The organism is Brachyspira alvinipulli ATCC 51933 (assembly GCF_000518245.1).
In the GTDB taxonomy this organism is placed as follows: Bacteria; Spirochaetota; Brachyspiria; order Brachyspirales; family Brachyspiraceae; genus Brachyspira; species Brachyspira alvinipulli.
Genome location: NZ_KI912406.1, coordinates 148,935 through 173,856, shown reverse-complemented (window position 1 = coordinate 173,856; position 24,922 = coordinate 148,935). Strand labels below are relative to the sequence as shown.

Here is a 24,922-nt window from a genome sequence, read left to right as displayed (position 1 = left end):
GTAATTATTAAAATATATTGCTAATATTATTTTTTATAGAATTATTAATAGAATTTATACTATCAAAACAATTTTCTAATCTGTGAAATATATAAGAATCACTTTCTATCGTTTTTATTTTATTTTCTTCATTGAAATCATTTATTTCATTTCTAAAAAGTTTAGCAGTATTTCCTAAAATATTAGCTATTTGTTCTATAAATATAAGCATATTCTGTCTATCTTCTTCTCTATTATAAGTCTTTATTAAAGATATTATTTGCTCTGCTTCTACTATAAATTTGCTGTTACTTTCAATTAATGAATCTGTTATTGGTGTTCCTTTATATCTAGTTTGATTTTTTTCATGTATAATAATATTATTCTTTATCATGTATGCCTTTAATATTATTTCATATAAATATTCTGATGTATCTTCATTGTTAATAGCTTTTTTTATTTGATTTATAAGTATTGTATCTATTTCTATAAGTTCGCTTATTTTATCAACCATACCTTTATGACTTTCAGTTTTTATAATAAAATGATCAAACACCCATACAATAGATAATGCTATAAGTATAAATCCGACCCTTGATGATGTAGAAATTAATCTGCCCATATATGGAAATGATGATATTAAAGCTGATATTGTACCGTATATCTTTTTGAAAAATCCATTAACAGAAGACAAAGATAAAACAAAACATACACCTATAGAAGGTATAATAATCTCATTTGGAACATATCTAAAAACAGCGGCAAATATTATTACTCCTATAAAATTACCAAATACATCTATTTTCAAATTAGCTTTTTGTTCTTCATAAAAAGGATAAAGCATAATATAAGAAAGTATAGGAAGCCAATAACCTCTTACAGCAATTCCTTCTGGAAGAAAATATCTTATAGTAAAAGATATACACATTATTATTCCCATTTTTAAAGCAAATCTAAAATGGCATTTATTTATATTGAATTCTTTTTTTAATCTTATAAATTTTAAATTAAATACCCTTTTTATCTCTAAATCATCTTTTTTATTTTCAAACATTTTATACAATATTCTATGTAATTTTCTTATAACATATATCCATTCATAATTAGATTTTTCATCGCTTAAATAATAATTATCATAAAAATATTTAATACCAGAAATAACAGAATTAAAATCTTTTTCTTGTTTTGATATATCATGCTTAAGCAAATTAGCTATTCTATCCAACAATTTTGAAAGCTGCAAAAAATAATTTAAATCATCATCACTTAAAATATTTAGTTTCTCATATTCTTTATTTATTAATTGATTTATTTCTTCTAAAAATAAAACTAATTCAAAATGATTAATATTTCTATTATTCATTATACCATGTCTTTTTAATGAATCTACATATATAGCTGATGTATAAGAATTGATTATAGAAAACAATTCATCATTTTTTCCCCTTCTTAAAGAACATGATTTATTATATAATGACAATAATTTTTTATTTATTATACGAATACTGTTGAATGCAAGATCATTTGATACTTTATGCCTATTTAAAAATTTATTTAATACTAAAAATACAAATGATATTAATAATGCTGTAAGTATAGCCTCCATTCTTAAATGTATATTAGATATTGGTATATTATAAGCCTGCAGTAATACATAGCAAAATCCATATATAAAATAATTTCTAGGCACAAAATCATCAGATAATAGAAAAACTATACAGAAAGGAACTATAAAATTAAATAAAACTATAAAAACTATATTTTGTTCTGCTATAGTAGCCAAAAAACCAAGAAGCAATATTATAAATGCTGTCATAGGAAAAGATGAAACTGTAAAACTTTGCCTCATAAATGCACATATAAATATAGTAATTATACCTATAGTAGAATTTTCTCTTCCAAATAGATTATTTGATATGACAAGTACAAACATTCCTGTAAGCACACTAGGAATAAAATCTAATGCTCTAAAAAAGAATGCTTTTAAAATATTTATTTGTTTTTTGTAAAAAGTTTTATCAAAAATAACCATATAAACTATTGAATATATTTTAATTTTTATTATACTTATATAAAAGACTATATTATAAATATAAAATAGTCAATAAAAAATTAAGTATTGTCGATATTAAAAAATAATATATTGTATCTAATCTTGGGGGATTAATTATATGCCAGCTACAATTATAGAACATGAAGAATATCCATCAGTAGTGGTTATAGAATATAATAGTATATACAGAAATGAGCTGGAAAATTTTATACGCAATATAAAAATAAAGGATAATAAAGAAATAGTTTATACAGAACCTTATTTCTTTAAAATACTACATACTAATAATACTAATATAGGATTACTAACCATAGACGGAAGAATACATGGATATTATTATATATCCAAAGATAATGTATTAAAATATATTTATGTAAATTATCCATATAGAAGGAATGGATTTGCCAAATTGTTATTAACACATGCCATTAAAACAAATCCTAATATTCAGTTTGAAAAGAATCAAAATCAGGCTTATACTAGATTAATAAGTTCACCAATATTTGAGGATGTACTTAAAGGGAATTCGTCCGGTGCATTTGATAATGGAAACAATGCAGGTGGTATTGATACATTTGAAGATCTTACTGGAGGCGGAAGCAAAGAAGGAGAACTTACATTATTTTAAACTTAGCAAAGATAATATTTTGTATTACATTATTAATGTCCCATCCATTAATTTCATGTTCTTATTGTCTTAAATCATCACCAGTAAAGCATCCGGAAACTGTAGAAAAAGTAAAAGTTTATAAACTTATAAATATGCATACAGCTATGAATATTACTATAAGTATAGACAATAATAAAATATACGGAAAATCTGCTATAAATGATTATTGGGCTAATTGTACAATTAAAGGGGACTTAATTTCAATAGATATGATAAAAACTACAAGAAAAACTGATAATGCTCAGAAAAGAAAAGCTGAAGGAGATTATATATCAATACTTCAAACAGCATACTCTTTCAAAATAGAAAATAATAAACTTTTAATATACACAACATTTATTGATGAACCGCTTATTTATGAAGAAATAGAAGAATAAAAAGGCTGCGCTAATAAAATTATCAGCACAGCCTTTAATATTTCATTAATAAATTATACTCATTATATATCTAATAAACTCGGCAACTAAAAATATCATAAATATAAAACCTAAGAATATCCAAGATTTTAAAGTACGTTTTCTAGTCTCCTTCTTATTAAACTCTCTTCTAAAAGGATCATTATTATTATCATATTCCATAATAAAACCCTATCACACTTTTTTCAAATATTTTTGTGTATCAACAGCTACAGCAGCTATAATGATAGCACCTTTAATTATATACTGCATATACGGAGAAATACCAACGAATGTCATACCATAGTTAATAACTTGGAATATTAATACACCAGATACAATACCTAAGATAGAACCAATACCACCAGAGAATGAAACTCCTCCAACTACACAAGCAGCAATAGCGTCAAGCTCATAACCGTTACCCAAGTTGTTAGTAGCAGAACCAACACGAGCAACCTCTAATGAACCAGCTATACCATATAAAGCACCAGCCATAGTATAAACTATCATAAGGGTAAGAGGAATATTTACACCAGAAACTGCAGCAGCTTCAGGGTTGCCTCCAACAGCAAATATGTTTTTACCTAACTTAGTTTTATTCCAAATAATCCACATTATAGCAGTTATTATGATAGCAAATATAATTAAGTATGAAATAGTAAAACTACCTAATTTGATACCGCCTTGAGCTAAATTAGTAAATCTAGGATCAAGTCCACCAATAGGCTGAGCACCATAAGGAGGTCTGTCAAAATAAGTACTAGTTACACCATAAAGTATAAGCTGCATACCTAAAGTAGCAATAAATGGAGTTACATAAAGTTTAGAAATGATAAAACCATTTATAAGTCCAAATACCATAAGTATAAGCATAACTAAAAGTATAGGAAGTATAACAGGAAGTACAGGTAAATCAGGATACATTCTAGTAGGGTTAGTAGTAGATTGTAAAAGTGAAGCACTTACAACAGCAGCAAGTCCAACAGCTCTACCAGCACCTAAGTCGTTACCTTGAGTTACCAAAAGAGTACCAATACCTACAGCTATTATCATACGTGTAGAAGCCTGAGCAAATATATTTAAGAAGTTACTTAATTTAAAGAAACTAGGGTCTTTAATGATAATACCTATAATTATTAACAGTAATGCCGCAAATATAGCATTGTTTAATACAAATGATTTAATAGTTTTAATGTTTATTTTATTATTATCCATGATTATTCCTTTTTTAGTTAAATTATAAATATTTAGCAGACAATGCCATAATTTCTTCCTGATTAGTATTTTTAGTCTCAACAATACCAGCAACACGTCCATTGCTCATAACCATAATCCTATCAGTTATACCTAATAATTCAGGCATTTCAGAACTAACCACTATTACAGCCTTTCCAACAGTAGCTAAATCTATAATAAGTCTGTATATATCATACTTAGCCCCTACATCAATACCGCGTGTGGGTTCATCAAGCATAAGTATATCCGGTTTGCTTAAAAGCCATCTTCCTAAAATAACCTTTTGCTGATTACCTCCTGATAAAGATTGTATCGCAGTTTTCTCAGAAGGAGTTTTTACCTGCATACTATCTATTACCCATTTAGTATCTTCCTGCATCTTTTTATTATCTAAAAATCCAAATTTATTTTTATAACTATCTATATTAGCTATTGTAGAATTAAAATTGATAGAGAGCATTCCAAATATTCCAGTTTGTCTCCTCTCTTCTGTAACCAAAGCAAAACCGTTCCTTATTGCTTTTCTAGTAGAAGAATTGTTCACTTCATGATCCATCTTAACTACATGACCTGAAGATAAAGTTCTCATTCCAAATATGCTTTCTAAAACTTCAGTTCTTTTAGCTCCTACCAGTCCTGCAATTCCAAATACCTCTCCTTTTCTTACACTAAAATTAACTTCCTTAAGTGAAGGCTGATAAAATGCAGTAAAATCTTTTATTTCTAAAATATTTTCTCCTGGAACATTTGTCTTTTCTGGGAAACGGTTAGTTAAATCTCTTCCAACCATTTGCTTAATTATCATATCAGTTGTCAATTCTTTTGCAGGAGTAGTAGCTACATATTTTCCATCCCTCATTATCGTAACTTCATCAGATATTTGCAAAATTTCTTCCATCTTATGTGATATATAAATCATACCAACTCCTCTGCTTTGAAGTTTGCGTATGATTTTAAATAATTTAGCTACTTCTTTTTCAGTCAATGAACTTGTAGGTTCATCTAATACCAATATTTTAGAATTATATGAAACAGCTTTAGCTATTTCAACCATTTGCATTTCAGATACGGATAATGTAGAAACTTTTGTTCTAGGATCCAAAGGTATTTCCAAATCATCAAATATAGCTTTAGTATCATCATACATTTTCTTTTCATCAACTAATCCGAATTTAGTAGGATATTTACCAAGCCATATATTATCAGATATATTTCTTTGTCTAACCTGATTTAATTCTTGATGCACCATAGCAACACCATTATTTAAAGCCTGCTTAGGTGAAGTAAAATTTACCTCTTTACCATCCAATAATATTACTCCGCTATCTTTATGATATATACCAAATAGACATTTCATTAAAGTAGATTTACCAGCACCATTTTCTCCCATAAGTGCCACAACTTCGCCTTCTCTTACAGTAAGCTGAACATCATCCAAAGCTTTAACACCAGGGAAAGACTTTGAAATACCTTTCATTTCAAGAATAACTTTTTTATCCATATATATTAAACCTTTACAAAATAACTAAAAAAATAATAATATATTAAAACCCTTTTAAAAAAACAGGGATATTAAAAAATATCCCTGTCAATAACAAACTATTTATTATTTGTAAGCTTCTTCAGCAACATTTACATTATCTTTAGTTATAGGAACATAAGGAACGCGAACTGCTTTAACTTCGTCCAAAGTCCAAGTAGTACCATCTAATGGATCTTTACCAGCAGCAACATTTAAAGAAATGTCTACTAAAGCCTGAGATTGACCAACTGGGTCATTAAGAACAGAACCTGCTACAGTTCCTTTTTTGATTTCATTAATCATTTCTGGAATAGCATCAACACCAACTATAGGTATATATTTATTAGTTTCGCCTTCTTTGTTATATCCTAAAGCTTGTACTGATTGTAAAGCACCTAAAGCCATAGCATCATTATTACAGAAAATATATTCAATTTTATCGCCATGTTTTTGCATCCAAGCGTCAACTATATCTTTAGCTTTTGCAGTATCCCACATAGCTGTTTGTTCTGGTTCTAATCTTTCTACTTTAACGCCATTATTAGTAATGTATAAAGTAACGTGACTAGTTCTAGCTTCAGCATCTGGGTGTCCTGGTTCACCTTTTAATAATACATACTGTATAACACCATCTCCATTTTTATCCCAAGCAGCATTAGCTTTCCAAGTATCTACAACGATTTTTCCTTGCATATCGCCTGATTCTTCAGGAGTAGTACCTACATACCAAGTTTTATCATAGCTAGCCATAGCTTCAGCACTAGGCTGTTTGTTAAAGAATACAACAGGTATTTCTTTAGCTTTAGCTTTATCTATGATAGTTTGAGCAGCTTGAGGGTCTACCAAGTTAATAGCTAAAACTTTTGCATCTTTATTAAGCATTACATCAACTTGGTCATTTTGCTGAGCTTGGTTATTTTGTGAATCATTGATTATCAAATTTGCTTTTCCGCTCATTCTGCTTTCAATGTTCCTTCTGTAGAAAGACATAAAGTTATCATCATAACGGTAAATTGTTACTCCGATAGTAGGACCATCTGTAGCAGTAGTAGAAGAGGATGAAGCCTGTCCGCCGCCACATGACATTACGAAAATAGAAGACATTATTAATGCTCCCATAGCAATAAGTGATTTTTTCATAGTCTGAAAACTCCTTAAATTAATTAATATTCTCTAAGATTAAGTATATAAATTTTATTTATTAAATCAAGTTAAAATTATACTAATAATCCTATTAATTTAATACAAAATAAAATTTTATAAAACACTATCTTCTAATTTCACCTAATTTTTCCAATGTTATAGGCTTATAATGAATTCTCACTGATTTATTATTATCAAGTGTCCAAGCAGTACCAAGTATAGGACTTACATTACCATTAAATAAACTAATAGATAAATCAGCAACCGCTTTAGCCTGAGTAAAACTATCATTAAGAACAGTACCTACAATATTACCATTTGCTATCTCATCTACAACTTCATTTATAGCATCAATTCCAACTATAGGGATATATTTATTTGAATCTCCTGTATTATACCCTATAGATTGTATAGCTCTTAATGCCCCTAATGCCATAGAATCATTATTGGCAATAATATATTCTAAATTACTGTTTGAATTATCAGACATCCATTCATCAACAATCATTTTAGCTCTGTCCTTATCCCACATAGCTGTTTTTTTCTCCAATACTTCTACTTCTAAACCACTATTTTCAATAAAAGATATAACATTTTTTGTTCTAATTTCTGTATCATAATGTCCAGGTTCGCCCTGTAATATAGCACATTGTATCTTTCCATCACCATTTTTATCCCAACTACTATTAGCATTCCAGCTATCAACAATTATTTTCCCCTGCATATTAGCTGCTTCTTCACTATAAGTACCTACATACCAAACCTTTTTATAACTATCCATGGCTGATTTAGTAGGAGCCTTATTATAGAATATTATTGGTATATTTTCTTCTCTAACTTTATCAATTATTGTATCAGCTGCATAAGTATCTACCAAATTTATAACTAGCACTTTAGCACCTTTTGATATATATTTATCTATTTGTCCATTTTGAGTAATTTGACTGTTTTTTGAATCGCTTATAATATATTTAACTTTCCCAGAATAAGCTTTATCTAAATTAACCTTAATATAATTTGCAAAAACATCATCACTGCTGTATATTGTAACTCCTATAAAAGGCTCATCTGATGAACATGAATTTAAACATAATATTGAAATAATAGCAGCAAATATTGCAGCAATATTTTTCTTTATCATATATTTCTCCTGATTAATTTATTTCTATATATATTATTATAATAAATTTATAGGAAAATATCCTGTTTTTACAATAGTTATAAAAAATTATACATAAAAAAATAGACAATCTAGTAAATAAGTATACTATAATTGTCTATTTTCAATTTTTCTAAATATAATTAAATATAAAATTTATGTACTAATTTTTAAATATAAAAAATTTACACCTATTAATACCCAATATATTTATTTTTATAATATATAATTTTTTTCAATTAAATAAATTAAAGTATAATATTTATTATAACACAATAAATTAATAAATATTATTTATAGGCCTCAAGAGCATCATTAATATTTTCTAAAGTAATAGCTCTATAAGGAACTCTCACAGCTTTAACATCATCCAATTTATACTCAGTTCCAGCAAGAACATCTTGACCATTAGCAACATTAATAACCATATCAACAATTGCCTGAGCCTGATCTTTAGGACTTTGTAAAACTGTACCTACAATAGTACCTTTTTTAATTTCCTCGATAACTTCAGGAATTGCATCAACTCCAACTATAGGTATGAATTTATTGCTGTCACCTATATTGTAACCTTCTTTTTGAATAGATTTCAATGCACCTAAAGCCATAGCATCATTATTAGAAAATATAAATTCTATACTATCTCCATATTTTTTAATCCAAGCATCTGTTACAGTTTGTGCTTGAAGTATATCCCAATTAGCTGTTTGTTCATCTAAACTTTCTATTTCAATACCATTATCAACTAAAACAGCTTTTATTCTCTCTGTTCTAGCCTCAGCATCTGGGTGTCCTGCCTCACCTTTTAAAAGAAGATATTGTATTTTTCCATCACCGTTTTTATCCCAAGAAGTATTGGATGTCCAAGAATTAAGAACTATCTCACCTTGTATATTTCCTGATTCTTCACTTAAAGTACCTACATACCATGCCTTATCATAAAGCATCATATCATCTTTACTTGGCTCTTTATTAAAAAATATTACCGGTATTCCTGTAGGTTTTATTTTATTTATCATAAAACTAGCTGATGAAGGATCAACCAAATTAATAGCTAAAGCATCAACATTTCTTTGAATGGCAGCATCAACCTGGTCATTTTGCTTAACTTGATCATTTTCTGAGTCATTCATTATAAATTTTGCCTTACCATTTAATAATGATTCAATATTTCTTCTCATAAATGAAATAAAATTATCATCATATCTATATATAGTGATACCTATTTCTATTTCACCATCTTTACTGTTTGATTTTGAACCACATCCAACAGCAAAAATAATTAATAATAAAAAAATCAAAAAAGTATGAATTCCTTTATTCATAATAAAACTCCAATTTTCATATATATGAATTATAATTTAGTTTATTAAAAAAAGATTAATAAGTCAATAAAAAAATATTATTTTTTGCCAATAAAAATTACTTAGTTTATCATACAATTTATTTATATATTCCTATAGCTTTTTCCAAATTTGATGCAGTTACTGGAATATATGGTATTGAAATATATTTACTGTTATCAAAATTAAAATGAGTTCCGTCTAATGGAGATTTTCCGCTCATTATATTCTTTGAAACTGCACATAAGGCCTGAGTTTGAGTAGAAGGATTTTGAAGAACTGTAGCAAATATTCCATAATTTTTTATTTCATTCAAGCATTCTAAAACACCATCTATACCAACTATAGGTATATAATTGATCATTCTGCTGCTGTTATTAAGTCCATATTTCTTTAAAGCATCTAATGCACCTAAAGCCATATAATCATTATTACAAATTATATACTCTATTTTCTTTCCATATTTAATAAATAATCCCTCAACAGCAGTCATTGCCGTTTCTCTTTTCCACATAGCAGGAACTTCTGCTAAAATATCCAACTTAATATTATTGGAAGCAATATATTTTTTCATATATTCTGTTCTATTAAATGTGTCTCTATCATTTAAATCACCTTTTATTATGACACATTGAATTTTACCATCTTCATTTTTATCCCAATTTAAACGATTTTTCCAACTCTCTACTATTAATCTGCCCTGTGCAATTCCTGCCTCATCACTTTTACCGCCAATATACCACACTTTATCATAAGTTTTCATAGCATCCAAATCCGGTTCTCTATTAAAAAATATTAAAGGCAAATCATTAATACTAACCTTATCAATTATTTTTTGTGCTTGAGTCTTATCAACTAGATTAATAGCAAGCATATTAACCTTCTTTTTCAAAAACATATCTATTTGAGCATTTTGTGTAGCCTGACTATTATATGAATCAACCATCAAAACAGAAAAATTATTTTTAGCATTCTTTTCTAAATACTGCTTTAAATACTTTGTATAATCATCATCATATCTATATAATGCTACACCTACTAAAGAATTCTTTTTTTGTGTATAAAGCACTATAGAAGATGATAACACTATAAGTAAAATAAATAAAAATACCTTCTTATTAATCATTTCTCATTCTCCTATATTTAAATTATAGTTCAATAGATTTTATTGTCAAGCAATTATAATTTTTTAATACATAAACATAGCATCGCCGTAAGAAAAGAATCTGTAATTATTTGATATAGCCTCTTTATAAGCATTCATTATATTATCATATCCGGCAAAAGCACTAACCATAGCTAAAAGAGTTGAATGAGGTGTATGAAAATTAGTTATTAAAGCATCAACACATTTAAATTTATAAGGCGGATAAATGAATATATTTGTAGAGCCTTCTAATCTTTTAAAATTATAATTTTCGTATTCGCTTTCCAAAACTCTGGAAACTGTTGTACCGCATGATACTATTCTTCTGCCGCTTTTTTTGGCATCAAGTATTATTTCAGCACTTTCATTAGGTATTATAAATTTTTCTTCATGCATAACATGATTGCGTAAATCATCCTCTTTCAAAGGATTAAATGTAGAAAATCCCACATGTAATGTTACATAGCAAACTGTTATACCAATATCCCTTATTTTTTCTAAAAGCTCTGATGTAAAATGAAGCCCTGACGTAGGAGAAGCAATACTTCCTTCATTCTTGGCATATACATTTTGATAGAACTCTTTATCTTTTTCATTATATTCTTCTTCGCCTTTCTTCTTTCTACTTTGTATTATATATGGAGGAAGAGGAACATTTCCTATACTATTTAAAATATCAGATGTCAATGGCTTTGAAAATTTTATTATCTTTGTGGATATATTATCTTTTTCTATTAATGCTTCTATATTTCCTACTTTTTCTAAATGACTGTAATCTACATATAATATATCATTTTCTTTTATATTTTTACCCTTTATTAAACATTCCCAAATACTATCATCATTATTAATTTTATTTAAAAGCAGTATTTCAGAACCGCCGCCTGTATTCTTTTTAGCATATATTCTAGCAGGTATAACTTTACTGTCATTTAATACTAAAATATCATCTTTATTCAAATAATTAATTATATCAGAAAAAATTTTATGCTCTAATTGCCCTGTTTTTTTATTTAAAAGCATTAATTTACAATGATCTCTTTCATAATTAGGCTCTGTGGCTATTAAATTTTCCGGTAAATAAAAATTATAAGTTTCTTTATTTAAATAATCTATCATAATTTAAAATGTCACTATTATTTTTCTCTGTCTTAAAAATTTTGTAAGATTCTTTTTTGTAACAGAACTTGATTTTATTATAGCATATTCGTCATTAATTTTTGTCATTAATATGCCTTTTCTTTTTGCCTCATGTATAATCTCTTCAAGTTTATTTGAATCTTTTATAATAACCAGAGTAACATTATCATATACAGATGAAATAATACCTCTTTCATACCATCTTCTAATGCTTGTTTCTATATGTTTAGGCATTTCAACATTATTATCTTCTAATACAGATTTTAAAATTTCTAAAAAATTTTCAAAATGATATTTAGAAGAATTATCGCTAATAATTGTTTTGCCTCTTAAAATACTCTCTTCTGTCATAGTGTAAGTATAAACTGTTTCCTGCTTATCTATATCAAAGTACAAATTACACATATAAATAAAATCATTATTAAATAGATAATGATTAATTAAAGTGATTTCAAAATTACCATTAATAAAGCATTTTTTATTATTATCAGAAGCAGTATTTTTAAAATTTCTTACTGCTAAAATAGCATTTTCATAAAAGGATACTTCTATAATACCAAGTACAAACATAGAAAATATTATATTATTATACATTTCAGCAGAAATTGATATATTAAATTCATCCTTCAATTTTATATATAATGCTGACTTAGATATGCTGCCATTTTCTAATATTTTTGATATTTTTTTAAAATAATCCGAATAATTTTTATAAATATTTTTTGAAACAAGCTCCATTCTTTCTTCTATAGAGTTTAACAAATATTTTTTTATATTATCATATTCTAATGAAATATATCCTTTAGTATCAGCTTTTATTAAAGACAATTTTAAACATATATTAAATATGGCGGATGCTTCTAAATTATTAGTTAAAAATTTAATATCTATATCATTAATAGTTAATTTCTGAACATCACATTCATATATAAAGGTTTCTATATCATTTAATATATTAAAATGATTATATATAAATATAGAACTATCTATACTTTCTTTTAAAGTTTTCTCTAAATTTTCTAAAACCTTACTGTTATTAATACCTATATATACAAGAAAATCATTATCAAAATAAACAGAAACTATATTTGCCTTACATAAAGCTAATAACTCATCATCATTTATCTTAGTTTTGGAATACTCTAAAATACCGCCGTTTTCATATATATTAATTATTTTCTGCAAATATTTTTTATAAACATTAGCTGAATAAGATTCATCTATATAATTTGTTATTTTAATAGAATCTTTTAATATAATGTTTTCTATAATAGGCTTTACTTCCGGAAGAAAATACAAAGTATCATCATGGGAATTTAATCTTCTTCTTTTTATTTTTAAATACAAAAGACCGGATTTCTTTATTTCATCTACAGAATTAAAAAACATAGGTATTTGCTTTTGAGTATATTTAAGAGAATAAGCTATATCTATAGAATTTAATTCCTTAGCCTCATTTTTTAATATATAAAGAATTATATTTTTAGATTCTTTTGATAAATTATAAAATTTAAAAGAAACAAGTGAAATATTTGAAGATTTATTTTTTAATTCTTCAATATTTTTCACTTTCCAAATTTTTAATAATTCTTTTATAGTATCTTGAGAAATTTGTTCATACATAATAATTTTTCTTATTTAATTATAAAATACTTAAAGAAACCCTGCTCAACATCATCAGGTCTTTTAGATTGTATCCATGCAATCATCGGCTGACCTTTAATATGTCTATAAGGAACAAGCCCCCACATTCTGCTGTCGCAGCTTTGATCTCTATTATCTCCCATAACAAAGAAATAATCTTCAGGAACATTGTATATATATTCATCTGGTCTGTCTTTAGTATTAGGAACATATATATTCATCCAATACCATAATTTTATATCATCGCTTACAATTTTATCATTTATATATACTTCAAATGAACTAAGATCATTATAATAATCATGTATATCAACTATTTTTTTAAATATTATAACGTCGCCTTTTTTTGGTACATAAATAGGTCCGTATATATCTATTACAGGAACAAATTCTCTATCATCTCCATAGAAGAAATATCCCCATTTATCTTCTATTTCATTTCCATTTATAATTATTTTTTTATTTCTTATTTCTACAGTTTCACCAGCAGTAGCTATAACTCTTTTAACAAACTCTTTTCTAGGGTCTAAATCTACTGTTTTAAGTCCAAAGAATAAAGGAGCCGGAGCTAAATGCGTTCCTTCGGTAAGTTTTTCACCTAAAAAGTCAGCAAATAAGAATCTAGGATCCCATGTAAAAGGAGTTATAGAAAATACCATAACAGGAAGTTTCAAAAGCTGAACTAATGGAGAAGGCTCATAATAAGGCATAGCAGATTCACATCCGAAAGAAGCTGAAGGAGGAGCTCTAAATACTACCAAATCGCCCCTTTGAGGAGATTTAATTTTTGGGAGTCTGTATCCTAAAAGTCCGTCTGTAAAAGGTAATTTTACCCCGTAAACAAATCTATTTGCAAACAACCTGTCTCCAGGCATGATAATCGGTATCATTGAGCCTGTTGGTATTTGATAATTCTGTATTAGAAAAGTATTTATTATAAGTACAATAACTATTGCGTATAAAATTTCTTTTAATGTATGTTTAATATTTCTGCATTCGCCTACTATTGTTTCTGTAATATTTTTTATAGGATTTTCCATTAATTTAACCCCTTAAACAATTTTTATAGTGTATAAATATTGATGTAAAAGTATATAATAAAACTATTAAAATAGCAATTATATAAAAAGGAATTTAATTTAAAATGTAAAATTATTAATTTGAAATAAATCTTGGTATATATATTCCTAACTTATAAAATTTCACAAAATCATCAATATTTTTTATATTTTCTAAATTTATATTTATATCATAAGTATTATTTGAAGGATATATTATCAAACATTTTGGTATATAATTATCAGAATATTCTTGATCATTTTGAAAATGTTCAACTACTTTTTTAATTCTGGAGTAAGCTGAAAGCTGTTTTATATCATCTTTTTCATAACTATTTTCATAATTTTCCTTATATTTTGTATCTGCTATATAATTGTATTCATTACCTTTAATTATAAAATCTAATATAAATGCTTTATGCAAAAAACTAGACTGATATAATATTTCAGCCTTATCTTTCAATGAATCCATAAGTAAAGCATAAACATATTTCTCAAATAATAATGACATATCAATATAAAAAGGCGGGGCATAATTTTCTTTATTTGAATCTTTATATCTTTTTAATTTTATTATATTAATAGCTAATTTTATAAGAAGTTTATATTTTTTGTATAAAGGGTTTAATTTTATATTATGAAGTTCATAAAAATGAAGCTCATCAGAAACTTCAGAAAAAAAGCTAATACAAGAAAAAGAATTATAAATACTTCCTATATTAGAATAACATATTTTTAATGCCTTCTTTAATATTCTATTTTCCAAGCAATTTATATCATAATCAAAATAAGAACAGTATACTCTGTCATTTCTGGCAGCCATAATATTTTTCTTTATATGATTTGAAAAGTCTATTTTGCCTTTTATTTTTGAATTGAGATTTTCTTCTTTTCTTATAAAATTTCTTTTAAGTCCGTTATGAAGCTCTAATTCAAGCATTCTTAAAAAATGTATACTTGTTAATGCATCAAGTCCTTTTATCAATTTATTTTCTTTATAATCTATAGCAGGCTCTTCAAAATTAATGCTGTATATTTTGTCAAAATCTTTTATAATACTGGAATATGATAAGCATTTTGAAAACATCTTCATAAAATCAATATTATCTATTTTAGGATTTATTATAATATTTTTTGTATATTCGTTATCAAGCCAGAAAGCACCTATATAATAAGAAAGAGTTTTTTCAAATGAATTTTCCCCAAATATGTATTCTCTATATTTTGAATTATTTATATATTCAATAAGTAAATCACATTTTATAGCATCATGTTCTTGAAAAACGTTAAAAAAATTACAATTACTGCATTCAAATTTATTTTCCATAATAATTATATCATTAAATCTTTAATCTTGTCTTTTAATTCTTTATCACTTTTTAATATACCGTCTTTGTAATATTCTAATAATAAAGGTTTTATTTCATAATCTAATTTTCTTTTTAGTTCTTCATCATTTTTAGCCATAAAATAGCTATGCCCTATCATAATATCATCTATCTCAAATTCTTCATTTAAATTTTCTTTTATAATTTTTTCTACATTATCAAATAACTTTAATGCCTTATCTTTACAATCAGAGTTTTTATCATTATAAAAATTTTCTACTTTTTCTTTATCTGCTTTAATAGTTATAAATGCAAATCTTCTTCTTAAAGCATAATCAATATAACCTATGCTTCTGTCTGTAGTGTTCATAGTACCTATTATATATAAATTGCTAGGCACTGAAAATGTTTCTTTTGAATAAGGCAGTTTAACTTCTATTTCATTATCAGCATTTTTTCTTTTATCTGCCTCTAATAATGTAATAAGCTCTCCGAATATTTTTGCTATATTACCTCTATTAATTTCATCTATTATAAGTACAACAGGATTTTCATTATTTTCAATTGGCTCAGACAAATTATAATTTTCTTTTAAATAATCTAATAAAGGTTCTGTATATGACAAAGCTGATTTATACTTATTAAAATATAATCCAAATAAAGCAGCTCTTATATATCTCCAATTATCTCCTATTTGAGAAGCAGGCTTATATCTTACATATCCGCTATCATCAGTAGTTAAATAAAAATCAAGTCCTGTTTTTGTTTTTAAAGTAAGTTTTCCTATGTTATTATTTTTTTCATCAAATCTTATATTTTCTTCAGCTAATTTATTTTGAAATTCATTCCATATATCTTCTATATTATTTTTATCATTTCCTGCTGTACTTGAATATTTACAAGCCTTTTTAAAAATTCCATCTTTAACATCATAAACTATATTTCCGTCATTAGGAACAGGCTTATACCCTTCAACAAATTCCTCATAATCCATAGACTGATGAAAAGTTGTGAAAAATATCCTATTCTTTTTAATAAGCTCTTTATATCTTTCCATAACTTTTTTTCTATTATCTGGTAATTTTCCGTCAATCAAATTAACAGCAATTTCAGCAGTAGAATAAGTTTTTCCAGTACCAGGTGCTCCTTGAAGTATGATCTGCTTTTTTTGTTTTAGTATATTAATAATCTCTTCTTTTTCCATTTTTTTTAATTCCTTATAATAAGCTTCATTACATTGTGTTAAATAATCATTGTTATTATCTGTAACAAATCCTGTACCTGAAGAAGTAGGATAGTTAATAGGTTCTTCCAATTCAATCCACTTATTAACTTTAATTATATCAATTTCATCTTCTAAAGATACACCGTAATAATTAGCTTTTGACTCATCAATAAAATACTTCCAATTCCTATACTTTTCTGAAGCTGAAGCAACTTGTCCTAAAGCTATTATTTTTTCACCATTCTTTGCGGCTATTAAATCTCCAACTTTTAAATTTCTAAAACCTTCTATCCTTCTATTGTAGCTTCCTAATATAGCAGAATTATACTTTTTAAATTCTTCAAAATATGAAGGCTTCTTCCTACCACCACCCCAGCTAACTCCGCAAGAAAAAACCCTTTTAAATTCCATAAAAATACCAATTAAATAAAAAATTATTTTAAAGTTATTATAAAATATAAAATACTAAATAACAACAATATATAATCAGCATTTTATTTACAAAAAATAAATAGGTTATATAATATAGTTATAAAAACTAGGGAGATAGTATTGAAGAAAATATTTATATTATTTTCACTAATTATATTGAGTATAACATTGTCATCATGTGCTGCCAAAGTGCATTTAATAGAAGATTCTTTTTACGGTACAAAATTCTATCAAACTGATTATATTTCAATTAATTATTGGTCATCAACTTTGAAATTCAGACTCAAAAATATAAGCGGTACTGATACTATAATTTTGGAAGCTCAATATATAAGCGATGATGCATTTAACATAGCAGAAAACAGTAAAATAGTATTGAAGTTTGATGACAATTCATATATAAATTTATATTATACATCTTTAATGCCAAAAACTGATGTAGAAGTAATATACGGAACTTCAATATACTTTATGGATACCTCTTATGTAGACAGAACCTACAGCATACAGGCAGAAAATGAAATAAAAAAACTACCTCTTTTAACTGATATAAGAGTAGAAACTGCTGAAGGATTTAAAAATTTCAAAGTAAAAGAAAAGTATGCAAATGAGTTAATAAGACTTTATAATGAAATAAAAGAATCAATAAAATAATAACTTATAGTTCTTGATGTTATCATGATAAAATTATATTTCAATATATATAAATTTATCACTCAGATTTTATCAAATTATAATAATATCTTTTACCCAAAAAAATATCTTAAGACAAAATTTTTCTAGCATTTTCATATTTATATAAATTAGAATTGGTATCTATATTATCTAACAATATATATCTATCATTAGTAATATTATAAAATTTATGGTATGTACTTATATTTCCATCCATCTCATCCTTATATAACAAAGATATCATACTACTATTATAATTTGTAACCCCAGCATTTAAAGCTATAAAAAGCGGTATATTTTCAGGTACAAAATTCATTGGTGCCTTATATAAACCATTTGTACCATTCCATATAAGTATAGGTGTAGGTGTTTGATCTTCCAAAAAACTAGATTTTATCTTTTCGTCAATCTTAGATCTTCTTATCATTTCAATTAAATTTGGAAACATGTGATCATTTTTAAAAATAATCAATGCATTTGGAGAAAATTTTAATATCGTATCTCTTATCTTAATAACCTCTCTTGACAAATTAATACAATCTTTAAAAGTTTGTATTAGAATATCCTTATCATTAGCATCAAATAAATCAATAAAACGTTTATTTTTTTCCAAATACTCTAATATATACTTATCCTCATCTTTAGGAGACATACCTTCATGTCCTAAAAGAGTAAAACAGCTCGCAAATAATGGTTTTTGTAAATTATTCATATTTGTACTAATATATAAATTTAAATTACCAGTATATAATGCAAATACTTCTTCATTAAATCCTAACATAGTGAAAAATGAATTTAAATTATATGTACTAATAGATTCTTCTAAACTAATTGTGTAATAACCATTTTGAACAAGTAAATCTGGCAAACTATTTTCAATTTTATAAATTTGAGATTTAGGATATAATGGACTCGAAGCCGTTAAGCCCGAAAGTCTTGCATAAAAACTTCCAGATGTTATACTAGGAGGAATTTTATGTGAATTGCTAGCCCACTGTCTATATTCAATTCCAAACGGATCCTCATCAAATAATTCTACAAAATGCGAATAATCATAAAAAGATTCTAAAAAAACCAAAAATATATCTCTATTTTCAGATTGACTACCATTTAAAATAAGTGTAGAGATATCTCTATTGCTTTCTAAATCTTTTAACAACATTATTGCATTTTCAACTTCTTTTTTACTTGGTATTTCATTATTTATTTTATCATAGCTTATTTTATAACTAATTGTATTTATAATACCATATCTTTCTATCTGTCTATAAAAATCAATATCCCATGTAATTATTTCTACAGGTCTTAAAAAAACAACAAATACAAGTATAATTATTAAAATAGATAAAAAAATTGCTTTATATCTATTCATTTTTATCAAATTATAAATAAAAAATATAATCAAATATAATATCAATAAAAAATATACTACAGTTAATAATATAATAATTGTCTTTAATCTAATATCTGATATTACAGCTATCAATGAATGGTATAAAATAGGAATATCATTAAAAAATATAAAAGTTTTTATATAATTTAAAGCTATTGGTTCTATTACAAAAAAAGACATTGTATTCACAATAAAAAATAATATAGTTGGTACTATTTTTTTGTTTGACAATATATATGCAATTATTAAAAAAATACTTGATAATATTATATCAAGATAATGAATTGGCAATTTCAATACAAAAAATCTTGGTAAAATATTCTCTAATAACATTAAATATAACACATAATTTAATGTTATTAATATAGTATATACTCTAGTTTTTTTATAAAATATTAAAGGAATTAATATTACAGATATTAAAAAATATATAAAAAATTCTGTTTTTACTTTTAATTTATATGAAATAGATTCTAATTTATCATTATTAAGAATATAATTTATCAGTAATAATTGAACCAAATGGAGAACCATTTTTAAATATCAAATTATTTGACATACTTTCATCTGGAATTATAAAAACATCATATATATCATTGTTTTTGAATATTTTATCATAATATAAAATCCTACAATTATAATAATGATTTGTTAAAACTTCATTAGTGTATAGATATTCTTGAAAATTTTCATCTGTAAAATATTTTAATTTCTCATAATCATTGGTATCATTAATATTAAAAGTATTATATCTATCTATTACAAAATTTGAAATATAACCTTGTCTAGAAATATTTCCTAATATTGAAAAAATTGATAATACTAAAATGCAAACTATGATTATAATTATATATATTTTAAAGAATAAAGTTGTATTGTTTTTCATATTCTATACCTGGAAAATACTCGGGATTATATCACACTAATAAAAAATAGTCAACTATATGAGGTATATGATTTAAAAGATGAAATAATTACTAGCAATAAAAATTGTTCGCTTAAAATATTATTATAATCATTATTCTATAAAAAACAGCCTTCTAATTTTGTTTCACCAAATAAATGCTTTTCTATAGAAGCAGCAATAGATACAAATGAATCTTTTATACCTATATCTACATTATTTTTTAATTTTTTTCCGTAAGCAAGTATAGGTATATATTCTCTTGTATGGTCACTTCCTTTGTATGTAGGATCGCATCCATGATCTGCTGTTATAATAAGCAAATCATCATCATTTAAATTATCAATCATTTCAGGAATATATTTATCAAACTCTTCCAAAGCATTTTTGTACCCTTTAGGATCTCTTCTATGTCCGTAAAGCATATCAAAATCAACAAGATTAGTAAATATTAAACCCTCATCAACTTCTTTAATAGCTTTTATAGTTTTTTCTATACCATCAAGATTATTTTTATTAGTTTGTCTATTCTCTGTAATACCAACGCCTGCAAATATATCACTTGTTTTTCCTATGCCTATAACTGGAAGATTTTTATTTTTTATTCTATCAAGCATTGTCTCACCGCTTGGAGGCACAGAATAATCATGTCTTCTTTCTGTTCTTTTATAATTTCCTTTAGTTCCTATATAAGGACGTGCTATAACCCTTGCTACAGGAGAAAATTCATTGCATATTTCAAGAGATTTTTTACATATTTCATAAAGCTCATCTACCGGTATTAATTCCTCATGTGCTGCTATTTGAAGTACAGAATCAGCAGAAGTATATACTATAAGGGAACCGTTTTTTAACTGCTCATCAGCATAATCATCTATAACTTCAGTACCGGAATAAGGCTTATTGCATACAACTTTTCTTCCGGACATCTTTTCAATAGCATTAATAGTAGCTTCAGGAAATCCATTCGGATATGTATTAAAAGGCTTTTCAGATACAAGGCCGGCTATCTCCCAATGTCCTGTAGTTGTATCTTTAGCTTTTGATGTTTCCATAGCCTTGCCGTAATAACCTATAGCATTATTATTTTTAGAAACACCTTCTATATCTATTATATTACCAAGTCCTATTTTCTCCATGTTAGGAAGAGATATGCCTTTATTAAATTCTGCCAAATGTCCTAATGTATTAACGCCATCATCTCCAAACAATGCTGCATCAGGCAAAGCACCTACTCCGCAGCTATCAACAACTATTAAAACCGCTTTCTTTTTATTACTCATATTTTTTTATCCTAATATTATTTATTTAATATAATAACAATTATAATAATAAATAATAAAAAGTATATAGATTAAATTCACTTTATATAAATAATAGGAAGAACAAAGCACACAAATAAAGAAAATAAGAAGTACACATAAATAAATAGTATTGGCTTATTATTTACAATAACATTTAATGTGGTATTATCCGTTCTATTCCTAAATGAAGCAATAAAAGAAAGTATACTATTAACAAATATCAATACTAAATGAACAAGAAAAATTATATTTAAAATAATCAAAGTTAATTTATTAGGTGTAAGTCCGAAATTTGCTATTCTGTATATTGTAGCTGTTATAGTCAATAAATTAAATATTACTGCAAAAAACGGAGTTACTAAATACATTGCTTTTATAAAAATATTTGACTTTTTCTCCATTCTAGTAAACATTAAACTCATAATAATAAAAGATAAAAGTATATTATATATCATATATACTATTCTATTATTATATGGTCTTGATTCATAAGGAATGAAAAAAAACATCATTATAAACATAGCAAATAAATTAAATACTAATAAAGCTCTGGAAACATATATTGATATAACAGATTTTGTCTTAATATATATATAGTATGATAAAAATGGAATAAAACCATATATGAATATAAATATACATATAACAAATTTTGCTATTAAAAATCCGATTTCTGTACTAGCTGAAAATAATGCTACTATAGAAAAACCTACTATAAGGAATGCATAAATTAATATAGAAAGAATCGTGCTGCTTGCTGTATTAATTATTAAAAACCATAAAAAAGTATCTCCAAATACTGTAAAAAAATCTGAAATTTTATCAGTATTTACTGCATTAAAAGAATTATAAGAAAGCATTAAAATTACAAAAAATATAATATTAAAAAATATAGCCCTATTTAATAATATCTGAAAATCCGGCGTATTAGTTGGAGGCATATATACATAGTTAAAATAAATATTTGAAAAAATTGCTATAAGACTTACAAGCAAAAATGATAAAAAAGTCATCAATATAACTTTTTTATCAAAATTATTTATATGAAAAATCACTGAAAAACAAAACAAATAAAAACTAACGAATATATGAATATTTAAAAATATTGGGAATATATAGCTTCTATCTATATTATTCAATGTAATTATATAAATACATATTGGAATAGTTGACACAATACTAATTAATAAATATTTTAATATGTTTATATATTTATTTATTTTATCTGTTTTATCCATTTAAACTCTCTCAATAATTTAGCTAATAATATATATCAGAAAATAAAAAAATCAATTATTAATAATATTATATTTATTAATTGATAAAAATTTTATTTTGTATTAAACTTAAATAATTATTTTAGGAAGCTAATATTATGAATAAAGATATAGAGAACTACTTTTTAAATTTCTCAAAAACAATTGAAAGTAATGCTATTATAATAGCACTTGATTTTGATACGGATTCAAAAATAAAAAATAAATTATATACAATAGATAAAAACTACAAAATAATAAAAGATGATATAACAAATATTTTATCAGGCTATTCATTCAATAATAATTTAATAATATATAATAATAAATTGTATACTAAAAATGATATAATAAAAAATGCGGAATATATAAATGAATTAACAAACAAAGCATTCAAAGAAAATATATTATACGGAATACCTGCATATTTTGCGGATGAAAGTAAAAAAGTTAATAAAGCATTATTTCTTGACAGAGACGGAGTATTAATGGATGATGTCGGATATATTGGAACAGTTGACAGAGTAAAAATAAAAAAAGAATTCATAGATATAGTAAAATACGCTAACAAACAAGGCTACATTACAATAGTAACTACTAATCAAGCAGGTGTATCATATAATTATTACAGTAATGAGGATGTTAATAAAGTTCATAACTACATATATGAAGAGTATAAAAAATACGATGCTATTATAGATGATTTTTATTATTGTCCGTATCATATAAAAGGAAATGTTGAACCTTACAATATATTATCCGTATTAAGAAAACCAGAAGCTGCTATGCATTTGCTTGCATCACAAAAATACAATATAGATTTATTTAATTCTTTTATGATAGGAGACAGAGACACTGATATTATAAAAATTCCTTATCTTAAAACTTTACTAATAGAAACAGATGTTTACGAAATAGAAAATAAACAAAATATTGTAAAGCTAAATGAAATATATAATATATTAAAATAATTAAATAAATTTCATTCTTAAAAACAGCTTGGGCGGGTGTGCTGTCTCTATTATGATAAAAAATATAATAAAATCAGCATTAACAATAAGTACATAAAATTTTAAAGGGCGGGGTATGTAAATAAATCAAAAAATTTTATATAACATAACTATACAAAAACCAATAATGAGCAAAAGACCCAGCTAATACAAATATATGGAATATGTCATGCGTAAATTGTTTAGCTTTGTCATTAAATTTTTTTCCAAATGCATATAAAAAAGCACCTATAGTATAAAATACACCGCCTAATATAAGCCAATTTAGGTGTACTATATAGAAAGAATTTAAAAGAGGTTTAAAAGCAAATATTATTATCCATCCCATTAAAATATATAAAAACAGCCTTAAATAAATATTTTTATATTTAAAAACTGTATTCGATAAAACTCCTATTAAAGCACATCCCCATATAACAGATAAAATTAATAAACCTATATTTTTTGGAAGAGAAAACACACAAAGTGGAGTATATGTAGCTGCTATAAATATATATATGCCTATATGATCAAATTTTCTAAACAATGCCTTTATTTTACCATTTGGGAAAAAATGATATAAAGAACTGAATGTATATAAAAATATTATACCAATACCATATATTATAACAGGAATTGGATTTCCTTTAACTTTTATAAGCATAAGTACAAGTCCTGCTATTGCAAGCAAAGCACCTGCACTATGAGATGCTGCAGAATAAATCTCGCCTATTTTTTTAGTTTTATTATCAATAAATTTAGATGTTTCTGTATTTATCATATATTTATTTCTCCTCTTTATTTAATATTTTAAATAATATTTAAATAAAATAAATAAGATGAAATAACTATATTGATAGCTAATTATTACTATTTTTTAGTTTTATTATTTGATTTTTATCATAAAATTGATAAATATATTTT

At 25.3% G+C, this 24,922-nt stretch carries 22 protein-coding genes; 4 read left to right on the top strand and 18 right to left on the bottom strand.

Annotation, left to right across the window (positions count from 1 at the left end):
• Window positions 1-7: 7 nt before the first annotated feature.
• Complete coding sequence (locus tag T324_RS0113955) at window positions 8-2,011, bottom strand: FUSC family protein (protein ID WP_028330825.1); 2,004 nt, start codon at window positions 2,009-2,011, stop codon at window positions 8-10.
• Window positions 2,012-2,150: 139 nt separating this feature from the next.
• On the opposite strand from T324_RS0113955, the gene T324_RS0113950 reads away from it, so the two are divergent.
• Together T324_RS0113950 and T324_RS0113945 are read left to right on the top strand one after the other, a co-directional pair.
• Complete coding sequence (locus T324_RS0113950; RefSeq protein ID WP_028330824.1) at window positions 2,151-2,660, top strand: GNAT family N-acetyltransferase; 510 nt, start codon at window positions 2,151-2,153, stop codon at window positions 2,658-2,660.
• A 134-nt stretch (window positions 2,661-2,794) separates the two neighbouring features.
• Window positions 2,795-3,079: an META domain-containing protein gene (locus tag T324_RS0113945; RefSeq protein WP_028330823.1), complete on the top strand. Its 285-nt coding sequence runs from the start codon at window positions 2,795-2,797 to the stop codon at window positions 3,077-3,079.
• 45 nt (window positions 3,080-3,124) lie between these two features.
• Here T324_RS0113945 and T324_RS18175 read toward each other — a convergent pair whose 3' ends face one another.
• The 12 genes from T324_RS18175 to T324_RS17445 all read right to left on the bottom strand — a co-directional run bounded on the left by T324_RS18175 (window position 3,125) and on the right by T324_RS17445 (window position 17,456).
• A complete protein-coding gene (locus tag T324_RS18175; RefSeq protein ID WP_169730121.1) occupies window positions 3,125-3,280 on the bottom strand; it encodes a hypothetical protein in 156 nt (51 codons plus the stop codon).
• A 12-nt stretch (window positions 3,281-3,292) separates the two neighbouring features.
• Complete coding sequence (mglC, locus tag T324_RS0113935; RefSeq protein ID WP_028330822.1) at window positions 3,293-4,315, bottom strand: galactose/methyl galactoside ABC transporter permease MglC; 1,023 nt, start codon at window positions 4,313-4,315, stop codon at window positions 3,293-3,295.
• 22 nt (window positions 4,316-4,337) lie between these two features.
• A complete protein-coding gene (gene mglA, locus T324_RS0113930; protein ID WP_028330821.1) occupies window positions 4,338-5,837 on the bottom strand; it encodes a galactose/methyl galactoside ABC transporter ATP-binding protein MglA in 1,500 nt (499 codons plus the stop codon).
• A gap of 105 nt (window positions 5,838-5,942) precedes the next feature.
• The gene (locus T324_RS0113925; RefSeq protein WP_028330820.1) at window positions 5,943-6,998 is read right to left on the bottom strand and encodes a galactose ABC transporter substrate-binding protein; all 1,056 of its coding nucleotides are present in this window, start codon (window positions 6,996-6,998) and stop codon (window positions 5,943-5,945) included.
• A 127-nt stretch (window positions 6,999-7,125) separates the two neighbouring features.
• Complete coding sequence (locus T324_RS0113920) at window positions 7,126-8,142, bottom strand: galactose ABC transporter substrate-binding protein (protein WP_038375308.1); 1,017 nt, start codon at window positions 8,140-8,142, stop codon at window positions 7,126-7,128.
• A 308-nt stretch (window positions 8,143-8,450) separates the two neighbouring features.
• Window positions 8,451-9,485 carry a galactose ABC transporter substrate-binding protein gene (locus tag T324_RS0113915; protein WP_028330818.1) on the bottom strand — a complete coding sequence of 345 codons (1,035 nt, stop codon included), beginning with the start codon at window positions 9,483-9,485 and terminating at the stop codon, window positions 8,451-8,453.
• A gap of 118 nt (window positions 9,486-9,603) precedes the next feature.
• Complete coding sequence (locus T324_RS0113910) at window positions 9,604-10,629, bottom strand: galactose ABC transporter substrate-binding protein (protein WP_038375306.1); 1,026 nt, start codon at window positions 10,627-10,629, stop codon at window positions 9,604-9,606.
• A 63-nt stretch (window positions 10,630-10,692) separates the two neighbouring features.
• Window positions 10,693-11,769: a tRNA preQ1(34) S-adenosylmethionine ribosyltransferase-isomerase QueA gene (gene queA, locus T324_RS0113905; protein ID WP_028330816.1), complete on the bottom strand. Its 1,077-nt coding sequence runs from the start codon at window positions 11,767-11,769 to the stop codon at window positions 10,693-10,695.
• A gap of 3 nt (window positions 11,770-11,772) precedes the next feature.
• Complete coding sequence (locus T324_RS0113900; protein ID WP_028330815.1) at window positions 11,773-13,413, bottom strand: hypothetical protein; 1,641 nt, start codon at window positions 13,411-13,413, stop codon at window positions 11,773-11,775.
• An 11-nt stretch (window positions 13,414-13,424) separates the two neighbouring features.
• The gene (gene lepB, locus T324_RS0113895; RefSeq protein WP_028330814.1) at window positions 13,425-14,474 is read right to left on the bottom strand and encodes a signal peptidase I; all 1,050 of its coding nucleotides are present in this window, start codon (window positions 14,472-14,474) and stop codon (window positions 13,425-13,427) included.
• Window positions 14,475-14,589: 115 nt separating this feature from the next.
• Entirely contained in the window at window positions 14,590-15,819 is a 1,230-nt protein-coding gene (locus T324_RS0113890) for a 5-methylcytosine restriction system specificity protein McrC (protein ID WP_038375304.1), read from the bottom strand.
• Window positions 15,820-15,824: 5 nt separating this feature from the next.
• On the bottom strand, window positions 15,825-17,456 hold the full coding sequence (locus T324_RS17445) for an McrB family protein (protein ID WP_028330812.1): 1,632 nt from the start codon (window positions 17,454-17,456) through the stop codon (window positions 15,825-15,827).
• 141 nt (window positions 17,457-17,597) lie between these two features.
• Between T324_RS17445 and T324_RS0113880 the strand changes: the two genes are divergently transcribed.
• Window positions 17,598-18,131, top strand: a complete 534-nt coding sequence (locus T324_RS0113880) for a hypothetical protein (RefSeq protein WP_028330811.1) — start codon at window positions 17,598-17,600, stop codon at window positions 18,129-18,131.
• A 109-nt stretch (window positions 18,132-18,240) separates the two neighbouring features.
• Here T324_RS0113880 and T324_RS17440 read toward each other — a convergent pair whose 3' ends face one another.
• The 4 genes from T324_RS17440 to T324_RS0113865 all read right to left on the bottom strand — a co-directional run bounded on the left by T324_RS17440 (window position 18,241) and on the right by T324_RS0113865 (window position 22,991).
• On the bottom strand, window positions 18,241-19,725 hold the full coding sequence (locus tag T324_RS17440; protein ID WP_156920179.1) for an LTA synthase family protein: 1,485 nt from the start codon (window positions 19,723-19,725) through the stop codon (window positions 18,241-18,243).
• A 307-nt stretch (window positions 19,726-20,032) separates the two neighbouring features.
• Complete coding sequence (locus T324_RS17435; RefSeq protein ID WP_038375301.1) at window positions 20,033-20,431, bottom strand: hypothetical protein; 399 nt, start codon at window positions 20,429-20,431, stop codon at window positions 20,033-20,035.
• Window positions 20,432-20,568: 137 nt separating this feature from the next.
• Window positions 20,569-21,732, bottom strand: a complete 1,164-nt coding sequence (locus T324_RS0113870) for a phosphopentomutase (RefSeq protein WP_028330810.1) — start codon at window positions 21,730-21,732, stop codon at window positions 20,569-20,571.
• A gap of 77 nt (window positions 21,733-21,809) precedes the next feature.
• The gene (locus tag T324_RS0113865; RefSeq protein WP_028330809.1) at window positions 21,810-22,991 is read right to left on the bottom strand and encodes a hypothetical protein; all 1,182 of its coding nucleotides are present in this window, start codon (window positions 22,989-22,991) and stop codon (window positions 21,810-21,812) included.
• 137 nt (window positions 22,992-23,128) lie between these two features.
• On the opposite strand from T324_RS0113865, the gene T324_RS0113860 reads away from it, so the two are divergent.
• Complete coding sequence (locus tag T324_RS0113860; RefSeq protein ID WP_028330808.1) at window positions 23,129-23,980, top strand: D-glycero-alpha-D-manno-heptose-1,7-bisphosphate 7-phosphatase; 852 nt, start codon at window positions 23,129-23,131, stop codon at window positions 23,978-23,980.
• Between the two features lie 136 nt (window positions 23,981-24,116).
• Here the strand turns inward: T324_RS0113860 and trhA are convergent, their stop codons facing one another.
• A complete protein-coding gene (gene trhA / locus T324_RS0113855; RefSeq protein WP_028330807.1) occupies window positions 24,117-24,779 on the bottom strand; it encodes a PAQR family membrane homeostasis protein TrhA in 663 nt (220 codons plus the stop codon).
• Window positions 24,780-24,922: the final 143 nt, after the last annotated feature.

Excerpts from the sequence above, each read along its gene's own strand:
- T324_RS0113955 (WP_028330825.1), bottom strand. The coding sequence starts at position 2,011 with ATGGTTATTTTTGATAAAACTTTTTACAAAAAACAAATAAATATTTTA.
- T324_RS18175 (WP_169730121.1), bottom strand. The coding sequence starts at position 3,280 with ATGGAATATGATAATAATAATGATCCTTTTAGAAGAGAGTTTAATAAG.
- T324_RS0113950 (WP_028330824.1), top strand. The coding sequence starts at position 2,151 with ATGCCAGCTACAATTATAGAACATGAAGAATATCCATCAGTAGTGGTT.
- queA (WP_028330816.1), bottom strand. The coding sequence starts at position 11,769 with ATGATAGATTATTTAAATAAAGAAACTTATAATTTTTATTTACCGGAA.
- T324_RS0113925 (WP_028330820.1), bottom strand. The coding sequence starts at position 6,998 with ATGAAAAAATCACTTATTGCTATGGGAGCATTAATAATGTCTTCTATT.
- T324_RS0113860 (WP_028330808.1), top strand. The coding sequence starts at position 23,129 with ATGAATAAAGATATAGAGAACTACTTTTTAAATTTCTCAAAAACAATT.
- T324_RS0113900 (WP_028330815.1), bottom strand. The coding sequence starts at position 13,413 with ATGTATGAACAAATTTCTCAAGATACTATAAAAGAATTATTAAAAATT.
- lepB (WP_028330814.1), bottom strand. The coding sequence starts at position 14,474 with ATGGAAAATCCTATAAAAAATATTACAGAAACAATAGTAGGCGAATGC.
- T324_RS17445 (WP_028330812.1), bottom strand. The coding sequence starts at position 17,456 with ATGGAATTTAAAAGGGTTTTTTCTTGCGGAGTTAGCTGGGGTGGTGGT.
- mglC (WP_028330822.1), bottom strand. The coding sequence starts at position 4,315 with ATGGATAATAATAAAATAAACATTAAAACTATTAAATCATTTGTATTA.
- T324_RS0113865 (WP_028330809.1), bottom strand. The coding sequence starts at position 22,991 with ATGGATAAAACAGATAAAATAAATAAATATATAAACATATTAAAATAT.
- T324_RS0113920 (WP_038375308.1), bottom strand. The coding sequence starts at position 8,142 with ATGATAAAGAAAAATATTGCTGCAATATTTGCTGCTATTATTTCAATA.
- T324_RS0113870 (WP_028330810.1), bottom strand. The coding sequence starts at position 21,732 with ATGAGTAATAAAAAGAAAGCGGTTTTAATAGTTGTTGATAGCTGCGGA.
- T324_RS17435 (WP_038375301.1), bottom strand. The coding sequence starts at position 20,431 with ATGAAAAACAATACAACTTTATTCTTTAAAATATATATAATTATAATC.
- T324_RS0113910 (WP_038375306.1), bottom strand. The coding sequence starts at position 10,629 with ATGATTAATAAGAAGGTATTTTTATTTATTTTACTTATAGTGTTATCA.
- T324_RS0113945 (WP_028330823.1), top strand. The coding sequence starts at position 2,795 with ATGCATACAGCTATGAATATTACTATAAGTATAGACAATAATAAAATA.
- T324_RS17440 (WP_156920179.1), bottom strand. The coding sequence starts at position 19,725 with ATGTCTTTTTTTGTAATAGAACCAATAGCTTTAAATTATATAAAAACT.
- mglA (WP_028330821.1), bottom strand. The coding sequence starts at position 5,837 with ATGGATAAAAAAGTTATTCTTGAAATGAAAGGTATTTCAAAGTCTTTC.
- trhA (WP_028330807.1), bottom strand. The coding sequence starts at position 24,779 with ATGATAAATACAGAAACATCTAAATTTATTGATAATAAAACTAAAAAA.
- T324_RS0113915 (WP_028330818.1), bottom strand. The coding sequence starts at position 9,485 with ATGAATAAAGGAATTCATACTTTTTTGATTTTTTTATTATTAATTATT.
- T324_RS0113890 (WP_038375304.1), bottom strand. The coding sequence starts at position 15,819 with ATGGAAAATAAATTTGAATGCAGTAATTGTAATTTTTTTAACGTTTTT.